General features: G+C 60.2%; 8 protein-coding genes. All 8 read left to right on the top strand.

Annotated features, from left to right (window positions below; translation table 11 throughout):
* Positions 1-93: 93 nt before the first annotated feature.
* The 8 genes from mtnA to rpsA all read left to right on the top strand — a co-directional run bounded on the left by mtnA (position 94) and on the right by rpsA (position 12,643).
* Entirely contained in the window at positions 94-1,170 is a 1,077-nt protein-coding gene (gene mtnA, locus ACA041_RS22660; RefSeq protein WP_497437783.1) for an S-methyl-5-thioribose-1-phosphate isomerase, read from the top strand.
* Positions 1,171-1,703: 533 nt separating this feature from the next.
* Positions 1,704-4,367 carry a DNA gyrase subunit A gene (gyrA, locus tag ACA041_RS22655; RefSeq protein ID WP_497437782.1) on the top strand — a complete coding sequence of 888 codons (2,664 nt, stop codon included), beginning with the start codon at positions 1,704-1,706 and terminating at the stop codon, positions 4,365-4,367.
* Positions 4,368-4,603: 236 nt separating this feature from the next.
* The gene (gene serC, locus ACA041_RS22650) at positions 4,604-5,689 is read left to right on the top strand and encodes a 3-phosphoserine/phosphohydroxythreonine transaminase (protein ID WP_497437781.1); all 1,086 of its coding nucleotides are present in this window, start codon (positions 4,604-4,606) and stop codon (positions 5,687-5,689) included.
* The gene (gene pheA, locus ACA041_RS22645; protein ID WP_007899727.1) at positions 5,689-6,783 is read left to right on the top strand and encodes a prephenate dehydratase; all 1,095 of its coding nucleotides are present in this window, start codon (positions 5,689-5,691) and stop codon (positions 6,781-6,783) included. Before serC ends, pheA begins: the two co-directional genes overlap by 1 nt.
* A 10-nt stretch (positions 6,784-6,793) precedes the next feature.
* Positions 6,794-7,906 carry a histidinol-phosphate transaminase gene (gene hisC, locus ACA041_RS22640; protein ID WP_497437780.1) on the top strand — a complete coding sequence of 371 codons (1,113 nt, stop codon included), beginning with the start codon at positions 6,794-6,796 and terminating at the stop codon, positions 7,904-7,906.
* A 28-nt stretch (positions 7,907-7,934) separates the two neighbouring features.
* Complete coding sequence (locus tag ACA041_RS22635) at positions 7,935-10,142, top strand: bifunctional prephenate dehydrogenase/3-phosphoshikimate 1-carboxyvinyltransferase (protein ID WP_497442153.1); 2,208 nt, start codon at positions 7,935-7,937, stop codon at positions 10,140-10,142.
* Positions 10,139-10,828, top strand: a complete 690-nt coding sequence (cmk, locus tag ACA041_RS22630; protein ID WP_497437779.1) for a (d)CMP kinase — start codon at positions 10,139-10,141, stop codon at positions 10,826-10,828. The genes ACA041_RS22635 and cmk overlap by 4 nt, the downstream gene beginning before the upstream one ends.
* A 120-nt stretch (positions 10,829-10,948) precedes the next feature.
* A complete protein-coding gene (rpsA, locus tag ACA041_RS22625) occupies positions 10,949-12,643 on the top strand; it encodes a 30S ribosomal protein S1 (protein WP_213939899.1) in 1,695 nt (564 codons plus the stop codon).
* The last annotated feature ends 61 nt before the right edge of the window (positions 12,644-12,704 follow it).

The raw sequence follows: 12,704 nt of genomic DNA, 5'->3' as shown, positions 1-12,704 counted from the left end.
GTGCTTTTATAAAGGATGGCGAAGTATACCCGAGCGTGTTCGCGGGGGGATCGCTATAATCGGCGGCTTTTGTTTCTGAGTACGGGGTGGGGAATGCGCGATCGACTGTTGGCTGCGGAGAAGGTGAAAGCCATCGATTGGCGTAATGGCGCCCTGCACTTGCTGGATCAACGTATCTTGCCGTTCGAGGAAACGTGGATCGCCTACACCAGCGCCGCGGGAGTGGCCGAGGCTATTCGCTCGATGGTGGTGCGCGGCGCCCCGGCCATCGGCATCAGTGCCGCCTATGGCGTGGTGCTGGCGGCCCGTGCCCGGTTTGCCGAAGGCGGCAACTGGCAGGCGGCGCTGGAGGAGGATTTCGCGCTGCTGGCCGATGCCCGTCCCACCGCCGTCAACCTGTTCTGGGCCCTGGGCCGCATGCGCGAGCGGCTGGGGCGTCTCAAGCATCATGCCGATCCGCTGGCGGTGCTGGAAGCGGAGGCGCTTGCCATTCATGAAAGTGATCGCGAAGCCAACCTCACCATGGCGCAACTGGGTGTGGACCTGATTCGCAAGCATCAGGGCAATGCCCAGGCCTTCCTGACCCACTGCAATACGGGCGCCTTGGCCACCGGCGGCTTCGGCACGGCGCTGGGGGTGATTCGCGGGGCGTTCATTGAAGGCATGGTCGAGCGGGTGTACGCCGACGAAACCCGGCCCTGGCTGCAAGGTTCGCGATTGACTGCATGGGAATTGGCCAACGAAGGCATTCCGGTGACGCTCAATGCCGACTCGGCCGCGGCCCATATCATGAAAACCAAGGGCGTTACCTGGGTGATCGTTGGCGCCGACCGCATCACCGCCAATGGCGACGTAGCCAACAAGATCGGTACCTACCAACTGGCGGTGAACGCCATGCACCACGGTGTGCGCTTCATGGTGGTGGCGCCGAGTTCGACCATCGACATGAACCTGGCCAGTGGCGACGACATTCCGCTCGAAGAACGTGACGGGCGCGAGCTGCTGGAAGTCGGTGGCAAGCGGGTCGGGGCCGATGTCGAGGCGTTCAACCCGGTGTTCGACGTGACCCCGGCGGACTTGATCGATGCGATCGTCACCGAAAAAGGCATCGTCGAGCGCCCGGATACGGCGAAAATGGCACAGTTGATGTGTCGCAAGCGTCTGCATTGATTGGCCGTGGCGTTCGAAAGGACGCCATCGCCAACAGGCTGGCTCCCACAGGGGTTGTGATAAACACAGATCAAATGTGGGGGCCAGCAGGCTGGCTCCCACAGGGGTTGTGATAAACACAGATCAAATGTGGGGGCCAGCAGGCTGGCTCCCACAGGGTTTGTGATAGACACAGATCAAATGTGGGAGCCAGCCTGCTGGCGATTAGGGTCTGAAAGTCAATGAACCTCCATAATTCGACCCCGAATTCTCCATTCAACACGGCTCTAAGCCTCTCTCGTCCCCTTCAAGCCTGTCACCGGTCAACTAACTATGCTCCATGCGCATCAGGGGGATAGGTGCGTGGCGGCTCTTGTGATAACATCCGGCGTTTTCCGAGGCAGTCCCGCGGGGTTGTCTTTACTGCGCAGATCCATGGCATAACTCGTTGATTTGTCGTAAGTCGGTGCATGGCAGTCAGCCTGCGTCGGCGAGCTTCGTTCGTCCCATATGGATGTGACGAAGTTTCACCAGAAAAAGGAATCAGGCTTCTCATGGGCGAACTGGCCAAAGAAATCCTCCCGGTCAATATCGAAGACGAGCTGAAGCAGTCCTACCTCGACTACGCGATGAGCGTAATTGTCGGGCGGGCACTGCCGGATGCGCGCGATGGCTTGAAGCCCGTGCACCGGCGTGTGCTGTTCGCGATGAGCGAGCTGGGCAACGACTTCAACAAGCCGTACAAGAAATCTGCCCGTGTTGTCGGTGACGTGATCGGTAAGTATCACCCGCACGGTGATACCGCGGTGTACGACACCATCGTTCGGATGGCGCAGCCATTTTCGCTGCGCTACCTGCTGGTAGACGGCCAGGGCAACTTCGGTTCGGTGGACGGCGACAACGCCGCGGCCATGCGATACACCGAAGTGCGCATGACCAAGCTGGCGCACGAGCTGCTGGCTGACCTGCACAAAGAAACCGTGGACTGGGTGCCGAACTACGACGGCACCGAAATGATCCCGGCGGTCATGCCGACCCGTATTCCCAACCTGTTGGTCAACGGCTCCAGCGGTATCGCCGTGGGCATGGCGACCAACATCCCGCCGCACAACCTCGGTGAAGTCATCGACGGTTGCCTGGCACTCATCGACAACCCTGAGTTGACCATCGATGAGCTGATGCAATACATCCCCGGTCCGGACTTCCCGACTGCCGCGATCATCAACGGTCGCGCCGGCATCATCGAAGCCTACCGCACCGGTCGTGGCCGCATTTACATGCGCGCCCGCTCGATGATCGAAGACATCGACAAGGTTGGTGGTCGTCAGCAGATCGTCATCACCGAACTGCCTTACCAGCTGAACAAGGCCCGTCTGATCGAGAAGATCGCCGAGCTGGTAAAAGAGAAGAAACTCGAAGGCATCACCGAACTGCGCGACGAGTCCGACAAGGACGGTATGCGCGTCGTGATCGAGCTGCGTCGCGGCGAAGTGCCTGAGGTGATTCTCAACAACCTCTACGCCCAGACCCAGCTGCAAGCGGTGTTCGGTATCAACATCGTCGCGCTGATCGACGGCCGTCCGCGGATCCTCAACCTCAAGGACCTGCTGGAAGCCTTCGTTCGTCACCGTCGCGAAGTCGTTACCCGTCGTACCGTGTTCGAACTGCGTAAAGCCCGCGAACGTGGTCACATTCTGGAAGGCCAAGCGGTTGCCCTGTCGAACATCGACCCGGTCATCGCCCTGATCAAAGCCTCGCCAACGCCGTCGGAAGCCAAGGAAGCGCTGATCAAGACTGCGTGGGAATCTTCCGCCGTGGTCGCGATGGTTGAGCGTGCCGGTGCCGATTCGTGCCGTCCAGAGACCCTGGACCCGCAATACGGTCTGCGTGAAGGCAAGTACTTCCTGTCGCCGGAACAGGCGCAAGCCATTCTGGAACTGCGTCTGCACCGCCTGACCGGTCTGGAACACGAAAAGCTGCTGGCCGAGTATCAAGAGATCCTCAACCAGATCGGCGAGCTGATCCGCATCCTCAGCAGCGCCACGCGCCTGATGGAAGTGATCCGCGAAGAACTGGAAGTGATCCGCGCCGAATACGGCGACGTGCGTCGCACCGAAATCCTCGATGCCCGTCTCGACCTGACCCTGGGTGACATGATCCCGGAAGAGGAGCGCGTGGTGACCATTTCCCACGGTGGCTACGCCAAGACCCAGCCATTGGCTGCGTACCAGGCTCAGCGTCGTGGCGGTAAAGGCAAATCGGCCACCGGCGTCAAGGATGAGGACTACATTGCTCACCTGTTGGTCGCCAACAGCCACACCACGCTGCTGCTGTTCTCCAGCAAAGGCAAAGTGTACTGGCTGAAAACCTACGAAATCCCGGAAGCCTCCCGCGCTGCCCGTGGTCGTCCGCTGGTCAACCTGCTGCCGCTGGACAGTGATGAATACATCACCACCATGCTGCCGGTCGAGGAATACACCGAAGGTCACTTCATCTTCATGGCCACTGCCAAAGGCACCGTGAAGAAGACCCCGCTGGAATCCTTCAGCCGTCAACGCAGCGTCGGCCTGATCGCGCTCGAGCTGGATGAAGGTGACGTACTGATTTCTGCCGCCATCACCGATGGCGAACGCGAAGTCATGCTGTTCTCCGACGGCGGCAAGGTCACTCGCTTCAAGGAAACCGACGTTCGCGCCATGGGCCGTACCGCTCGCGGTGTCCGCGGCATGCGTCTGCCGGAAGGGCAGAAGCTGATTTCGATGCTGATCCCGGAAGAAGGCAGCCAGATCCTCACCGCTTCGGCCCGTGGTTTCGGCAAGCGCACCGCGATCACCGAGTTCCCTGAGTACAAGCGTGGCGGTCAGGGCGTTATCGCCATGGTCAGCAACGACCGTAACGGCCGTCTGGTCGGTGCGGTCCAGGTGCTCGACGGCGAGGAAATCATGCTGATTTCCGACCAGGGCACCCTGGTACGTACCCGTGTCGACGAAGTCTCCAGCCTGGGTCGTAATACTCAGGGCGTGACCCTCATCAAACTGGCCAGCGATGAAACGCTGGTAGGCCTGGAGCGGGTTCAGGAGCCATCGGAAGTCGAAGGCGAAGAGCTGGAAGGTGAAGAGGGTGAAGAAGGTGCAGTGTTCGACGGTGAAGTCGTGATCGACGACGTTGCCGAAGACCAGCAACTCGACGCCGCCGCCGACGAAGAACCGCAAGAGTAAGCGGGCAAACAGGGGGCGGATGAAAATTCGCCCCCTTGTTGTTTGTCCATTATGAAATATCGACACCTATGGGGATCCCATGTGGGAGCGAGCCTGCTCGCGATGCAGGCGACGCGGTATGTCTGAAGCACCGCGCTGATGCAATCGCGAGCAGGCTCGCTCCCACAAATGTTTCAGCAGGGCCCCGTGTCGACTGATAATGCGATTGATACCACCAAATCAGAGCGAGATTGGATGTGAGCAAGAGAGCCTATAACTTCTGTGCCGGTCCTGCGGCACTTCCCGAAGCTGTCCTGAAGCGCGCTCAGGCTGAACTCCTTGATTGGCACGGCAAGGGCCTGTCGGTCATGGAAATGAGCCATCGCAGTGATGAGTTCGTGTCCATCGCCACCAAGGCCGAGCAGGATCTGCGTGATCTGCTGAATATCCCCTCGAACTATAAAGTGCTGTTCCTGCAAGGTGGCGCCAGCCAGCAATTTGCGCAGATTCCTCTGAACCTGTTGCCGGAAAGCGGCACCGCCGACTATATCGACACCGGTATCTGGTCGCAGAAAGCCATCGAAGAAGCCTCGCGCTACGGCCATGTCAACGTTGCCGCCACCGCCAAGCCTTATGATTACTTCGCCATTCCCGGCCAGAACGAATGGAACCTGTCCAAAGACGCGGCCTACGTTCACTACGCCCCGAACGAAACCATCGGCGGCCTGGAATTCCAGTGGATCCCAGAGACCGGTGACGTTCCGCTGGTGGCCGACATGTCCTCGGACATCCTCTCGCGCCCGATGGATATTTCGCGCTTCGGCATGATCTATGCCGGCGCCCAGAAGAACATCGGCCCGAGCGGTCTGGTGGTCAACATCGTTCGCGAAGACCTGCTGGGTCGCGCCCGTTCCCTGTGCCCGACCATGCTCGACTACAAGGTCGCGGCCGACAACGGCTCGATGTACAACACGCCGCCAACCCTGGCCTGGTACCTGTCCGGCCTGGTGTTCGAGTGGCTCAAAGAGCAGGGTGGTATCGAGGCCATCGGCAAACTCAATGACGTGAAGCAGCGCACGCTGTACGACTTCATCGACGCCAGCGGCCTGTATAGCAACCCGATCAACAAGTCGGACCGCTCGTGGATGAACGTGCCGTTCCGCCTGGCGGATGACCGTCTGGACAAGCCATTCCTGGCCGGTGCCGACGAACGTGGCCTGTTGAACCTCAAGGGTCACCGTTCCGTGGGCGGCATGCGCGCCTCCATTTATAACGCCGTCGACATCGTTGCGGTCAACGCACTGGTTTCGTACATGGCAGAGTTCGAGAAGGAACACGGCTAATGTCTGAGCAAGAACTCAAGGCACTGCGCCTGCGCATTGACGCCCTGGACGAAAAAGTCCTGGAGCTGATCAGTGAGCGCGCACGCTGCGCCCAGGAAGTTGCGCGAGTAAAGATGGCCTCGCTGGCCGAAGGCGAAGTGCCGGTGTTCTATCGTCCTGAGCGTGAAGCTCAGGTGCTCAAGCGCGTGATGGAGCGTAACCAGGGGCCGCTGGGCAACGAAGAGATGGCGCGCTTGTTCCGCGAAATCATGTCCTCGTGCCTGGCCCTCGAGCAGCCGCTGAAAGTGGCTTACCTCGGCCCCGAAGGCACCTTCACCCAGGCGGCGGCCATGAAGCATTTCGGCCACGCGGTGATCAGCAAACCGATGGCGGCGATCGACGAAGTGTTCCGCGAAGTGGCGGCCGGTGCGGTGAACTTTGGCGTGGTCCCGGTGGAAAACTCCACCGAAGGCGCGGTCAACCACACCCTCGACAGCTTCCTCGAACACGACATGGTGATCTGTGGCGAAGTCGAGCTGCGGATTCACCACCACCTGTTGGTCGGTGAGAACACCAAGACCGACAGCATCAGCCGCATCTATTCCCACGCCCAGTCCCTGGCCCAGTGCCGCAAGTGGCTGGACGCCCATTACCCGAATGTCGAGCGCGTGGCGGTGTCCAGCAACGCCGAGGCGGCCAAGCGGGTCAAGGGTGAGTGGAACTCGGCGGCGATTGCCGGCGACATGGCTGCAGGCTTGTACGGGCTGACCCGTCTGGCGGAGAAAATCGAGGATCGCCCGGACAACTCCACGCGATTCCTGATGATCGGCAGCCAGGAAGTGCCGCCAACCGGCGACGACAAGACTTCGATCATCGTCTCCATGAGCAACAAGCCTGGCGCGCTGCACGAGTTGCTGGTGCCGTTCCACGACAACGGCATCGACCTGACGCGCATCGAGACCCGTCCGTCGCGCAGCGGTAAATGGACCTACGTGTTCTTCATCGATTTCGTCGGCCACCACCGCGACCCGCTGGTCAAAGGTGTGCTGGAAAAGATCAGTCAGGAAGCAGTGGCACTCAAGGTGCTGGGTTCCTACCCGAAAGCAGTTCTCTAAGGGGTAGCAAATGAGTGGCGACTTCCTCGCTCTGGCACAGCCGGGCGTGCAACAACTTTCGCCTTACGTTCCGGGCAAGCCCGTGGACGAACTGGCGCGCGAGCTGGACATCGATCCGGCCAGCATCGTCAAACTGGCGAGCAACGAAAATCCATTGGGCGCCAGTCCCAAGGCTCTGGCCGCGATTCGCGAAGAATTGGCCGAGCTGACCCGCTATCCGGACGGCAACGGTTTTGCGCTCAAGACCCTGCTGGCCGAGCAGTGCCGCGTCGAGCTGAACCAGGTGACGTTGGGCAACGGTTCCAACGATATCCTGGAACTGGTCGCGCGTGCTTATCTGGCGCCAGGCCTGAATGCAGTGTTCAGCGAGCATGCGTTTGCGGTCTATCCGATCGTCACGCAAGCCGTCGGCGCGACGGCCAAAGTGATCCCGGCCAAAGACTGGGGTCACGATCTGCCGGCCATGCTGGCGGCGATCGATGCCGATACCCGCGTTGTCTTCATCGCCAACCCGAACAACCCGACCGGCACCTGGTTCGGCGCCGAGGCGCTGGACGAATTCCTGCAGGACGTCCCGGCCCACGTGCTGGTGGTGCTGGACGAGGCCTACATCGAATACGCCGAAGGCAGCGACTTGCCGGATGGCCTGGACTACCTGGCGGCTTACCCGAACCTGCTGGTTTCGCGCACCTTCTCCAAGGCTTATGGCCTGGCGGCGCTGCGGGTCGGTTACGGCTTGTCCACCGCCGTCGTCGCTGATGTGCTGAACCGCGTGCGTCAGCCATTCAACGTCAACAGCCTGGCCCTGGCCGCTGCCTGTGCAGCGCTGCAGGACGCCGAGTACCTGGCTGAAAGCCGTCGCCTGAACGAATCCGGCATGCAGCAACTGGAAGCAGGTTTGCGGGAGCTGGGGCTGAGCTGGATTCCATCCAAGGGCAACTTCATCTGTGTCGATGTCGGTCGTATTGCCGCGCCGGTGTTCCAGGGTTTGTTGCGCGAAGGCGTGATCGTGCGCCCGGTGGCCAACTACGGCCTGCCGAACCACCTGCGCATCACCATCGGCCTGCCGACGGAAAACAGCCGCTTCCTTGAGGCGCTGACCAAGGTTCTGGCTCGTGGTTGATGTCACTGCAGAGCAATCTGCTGCACCTGTGATTGGGCGCCTGGTGGTGGTCGGTCTGGGCTTGATCGGCGGTTCGTTTGCCAAGGGCTTGCGTGAAAGCGGCCTGTGCCGCGAAGTGGTCGGGGTCGATCTCGACCCGCAGTCGCGCAAGCTGGCGGTCGAGTTGGGCGTGGTGGATCGCTGCGAAGAAGACCTGGCCGTGGCTTGCCAGGGCGCCGACGTGATTCAACTGGCCGTGCCGATCCTCGCCATGGAAAAAATGCTCGCTCGCTTGGCCGGCATGGACCTGGGGCCGGCGATTCTGACCGACGTCGGCAGCGCCAAGGGCAATGTGGTGCGCGCCGCCACCGCCGCGTTCGGCGGCATGCCGGCGCGCTTCGTGCCGGGGCATCCGATTGCCGGTTCCGAGCAGAGCGGGGTGGAAGCCTCCAATGCCGACCTGTTCCGCCGCCATAAAGTGATACTGACGCCGCTGGATCAAACCGATCCGGCAGCCCTGGCCGTGGTCGACCGCCTGTGGCGCGAACTCGGCGCCGATGTCGAGCACATGCAGGTCGAGCGGCACGACGAAGTGTTGGCGGCAACCAGCCATTTGCCACACTTGCTCGCCTTCGGTTTGGTCGATTCATTGGCCAAGCGCAATGAAAACCTAGAGATCTTCCGTTACGCTGCCGGCGGTTTCCGCGATTTCACAAGAATCGCGGGGAGCGACCCGGTCATGTGGCACGACATCTTCCTCGCCAACCGCGAAGCTGTCCTGCGCACACTCGATACATTTCGCAGCGACCTCGACGCCTTGCGCGACGCGGTCGATGCAGGGGATGGGCACCAATTGTTGGGCGTGTTCACACGCGCCCGGGTTGCCCGCGAACATTTCAGTAAAATCCTGGCCCGCCGGGCTTATGTGGACGCTATGAATTCCAACGACCTGATTTTCCTGGCACAACCTGGTGGCCGCCTGACTGGGCGGATTCGTGTACCGGGCGATAAATCGATTTCCCACCGTTCGATCATGCTCGGCTCCCTGGCCGATGGCGTCACCGAAGTCGAAGGCTTCCTCGAGGGCGAAGACGCCCTGGCGACCTTGCAAGCCTTCCGCGACATGGGGGTGGTGATCGAAGGTCCGCACCACGGTCGCGTGACCATCCACGGCGTCGGCCTGCATGGCCTGAAACCTGCGCCAGGCCCGATCTACCTGGGCAACTCCGGCACCTCGATGCGCCTGCTGTCCGGCCTGTTGGCTGCGCAGAGCTTCGACAGCACCCTGACCGGTGACGCTTCGCTGTCCAAGCGCCCGATGAATCGCGTGGCCAATCCACTGCGTGAAATGGGCGCCGTGATCGAGACCGCCGCCGAAGGTCGTCCACCGATGACCATTCGTGGCGGCAACAAGCTCAAAGGCCTGACTTACACCATGCCAATGGCCAGCGCTCAAGTTAAGTCCTGCCTGCTGCTGGCGGGTTTGTACGCTGAAGGCAAAACCACCGTCACTGAACCGGCTCCAACCCGCGATCACACAGAACGCATGCTGCGCGGCTTCGGCTACCCGGTCAGCGTCAACGGCGCCACCGCTTCGGTCGAGTCCGGCCACAAGCTGACCGCGACCCACATTGAAGTCCCGGGGGATATCTCCTCTTCCGCGTTCTTCCTGGTCGCCGCATCGATCGCCGAAGGCTCGGAGCTGGTGCTCGAACACGTCGGCATCAACTCGACCCGTACCGGCGTGATCGACATCCTGCGCCTGATGGGCGCTGACATCACCCTGGAAAACCAGCGTGAAGTCGGCGGCGAACCGGTAGCGGACCTGCGCGTACGTGCAGCTAAACTCAAGGGTATCGAGATTCCCGAAGCGTTGGTTCCGCTGGCCATCGATGAATTCCCGGTGCTGTTCGTGGCCGCGGCCTGTGCCGAAGGGCGCACTGTCCTGCGCGGCGCTGAAGAGCTGCGAGTCAAGGAGTCGGACCGGATCCAGGTCATGGCCGATGGCTTGCTCACGCTGGGCGTCAAATGCGAACCGACCCCGGACGGCATCATCATCGACGGCGGCCAGATCGGCGGCGGCGAAGTGCACGGACACGGCGATCACCGGATTGCCATGGCCTTCAGCGTGGCCTCGCTGCGCGCCACGGCACCGATCCGCATCCATGACTGTGCCAACGTCGCGACGTCGTTCCCGAACTTCCTCGCGTTGTGCGCGCAGGTCGGTATCCGTGTAGCTCAAGAGGCTCAGTCGTGAAAATCATCGCACCGGTCATCACCATTGATGGGCCAAGCGGCTCTGGCAAAGGCACGGTCGCCGGGATTCTGGCCAAGCGTCTGGGCTGGAATCTGCTGGACTCCGGTGCGCTGTATCGACTGCTGGCGTTCGCGGCGTATAACCACGGCGTCGACCTGACCAATGAAGAGCTGCTCAAGAAACTCGCCGCTCATCTGGATGTGCAGTTCATCGCGGCGACCGACGGTCAGCTGCAACGCATCATTCTGGAAGGTGACGAAGTCAGCGATGTCATCCGTACCGAAAGCGTCGGTTCAGGTGCCTCCCAGGTCGCGGCATTGCCCGCCGTGCGCGAGGCGCTGCTGCAGCGCCAGCGCGCCTTTCAGGAGGCGCCGGGGCTGGTGGCCGACGGTCGCGACATGGGCACGGTGGTGTTTCCCGATGCTCCGCTGAAGATATTCCTCACTGCGAGTGCCGAGGAGCGTGCGCGCCGTCGATACTTCCAGTTGAAGGGCAAAGTCGATGGTGTTAGTCTGTCGAGTCTGCTAGATGAGATCCGAGCACGCGATGAGCGTGACACCCAGCGTGCGGTAGCCCCGCTCAAGCCGGCGGCTGACGCCATACAGCTGGATTCCACGGAATTATCCATCGAGCAGGTGCTGCAACGCATCATGAGCGAGATCGCCCTACGCGATCTGGCCGGGTGACCAAGAAACGACCCAGGGGACCAGTCATAGTCCTGTGTCGTTTCTTTAAATGAACGTAACCCACGTCGTCTGGGATGTGGAGCTGGGCGTATCCTTCGCCCTTATTCAACAGGAATTAAAATGAGCGAAAGCTTTGCGGAACTCTTTGAAGAAAGCCTAAAAACCCTGAACCTTCAGGCAGGCTCCATCATCACCGGTGTTATCGTTGATATCGATTACCAAGCTCGCTGGGTAACCGTTCACGCTGGCCTGAAGTCTGAAGCACTCATCCCGCTTGAGCAGTTCTACAACGATGCTGGCGAACTGACTATCAACGTCGGTGACGAAGTTCACGTTGCTCTGGACTCGGTTGAAGACGGCTTTGGTGAAACCAAGCTGTCCCGTGAAAAAGCCAAGCGCGCTGAATGCTGGATTGTTCTGGAAGCAGCCTTCGCAGCCGAAGAAGTGGTCAAGGGCGTTATCAACGGTAAGGTTAAAGGCGGCTTCACAGTCGACGTTAACGGCATCCGTGCGTTCCTGCCAGGTTCTCTGGTTGACGTCCGTCCTGTGCGCGACACCACGCACCTGGAAGGCAAAGAGCTGGAATTCAAGGTCATCAAGCTTGACCAGAAACGCAACAACGTTGTCGTTTCCCGTCGTAGCGTCCTCGAAGCCGAGAACTCCGCCGAGCGTGAAGCTCTGCTGGAATCCCTGCAGGAAGGCCAACAAGTCAAAGGTATCGTCAAGAACCTCACCGATTACGGCGCATTCGTCGATCTGGGTGGCGTCGATGGCCTGCTGCACATTACCGACATGGCTTGGAAACGTATCAAGCATCCTTCCGAAATCGTCAACGTTGGCGACGAGATCGATGTCAAGGTTCTGAAGTACGATCGCGAACGCAATCGTGTTTCCCTGGGCCTCAAGCAACTGGGCGAAGATCCATGGGTTGCTATCAAAGCCCGTTACCCAGAAAGCACTCGCGTTACCGCTCGTGTAACCAACCTGACCGACTACGGCTGCTTCGCTGAGCTGGAAGAAGGCGTTGAAGGCCTGGTACACGTTTCCGAAATGGACTGGACCAACAAGAACATCCACCCTTCGAAAGTCGTACAAGTCGGCGACGAAGTGGAAGTCATGGTTCTGGACATCGACGAAGAGCGTCGTCGTATCTCCCTCGGCATCAAGCAGTGCAAATCTAACCCATGGGAAGATTTCTCTGGCCAGTTCAACAAGGGCGATAAAATCTCCGGCACCATCAAGTCGATCACCGATTTCGGTATCTTCATTGGTCTGGACGGCGGTATCGACGGCCTGGTTCACCTGTCCGACATCTCCTGGAACGAAGTGGGCGAAGAAGCCGTTCGCCGCTTCAAGAAGGGCGACGAGCTGGACACCGTTATCCTGTCGGTTGACCCAGAGCGCGAGCGTATCTCCCTGGGTATCAAGCAACTGGAAAGCGATCCGTTCTCCGAGTACGTTCAAGAGAACGACAAAGGCGCAATCGTTAAAGGCATCGTGAAAGAAGTTGACGCTAAAGGCGCCATCATCACCCTGGCCGACGATATCGAAGCGACTCTGAAAGCCTCCGAAATCAGCCGTGACCGCGTTGAAGACGCGCGCAACGTTCTGAAAGAAGGCGAAGAAGTAGAAGCCAAGATCATCAGCGTTGACCGCAAGAGCCGTGTAATCCAGCTCTCCATCAAGTCGAAAGACGTTGAAGAAGAGAAAGAAGCCATCCAGAGCCTGCGCGACAAGCCAGCTTCGGATGCTCCTGCAGCTGGTCCTACCACTCTGGGCGACCTGTTGCGTGCACAAATGGAAAAACAGAACTAAGTTCTGTCAGACCATAGAAAAAGGGCGACTTCGGTCGCCCTTTTTTGTGGGCGGGATTTGG

The organism is Pseudomonas sp. LBUM1676, assembly GCF_059695605.1.
Note: the sequence above shows the minus strand (reverse complement) of the source record. Positions and strands in the feature narration are given on the sequence as shown.

What these genes read in the sequence shown, in the direction of transcription:
- mtnA (WP_497437783.1), top strand. Translation starts at nt 94, where the DNA reads ATGCGCGATCGACTGTTGGCTGCGGAGAAGGTGAAAGCCATCGATTGG.
- gyrA (WP_497437782.1), top strand. Translation starts at nt 1,704, where the DNA reads ATGGGCGAACTGGCCAAAGAAATCCTCCCGGTCAATATCGAAGACGAG.
- pheA (WP_007899727.1), top strand. Translation starts at nt 5,689, where the DNA reads ATGTCTGAGCAAGAACTCAAGGCACTGCGCCTGCGCATTGACGCCCTG.
- hisC (WP_497437780.1), top strand. Translation starts at nt 6,794, where the DNA reads ATGAGTGGCGACTTCCTCGCTCTGGCACAGCCGGGCGTGCAACAACTT.
- rpsA (WP_213939899.1), top strand. Translation starts at nt 10,949, where the DNA reads ATGAGCGAAAGCTTTGCGGAACTCTTTGAAGAAAGCCTAAAAACCCTG.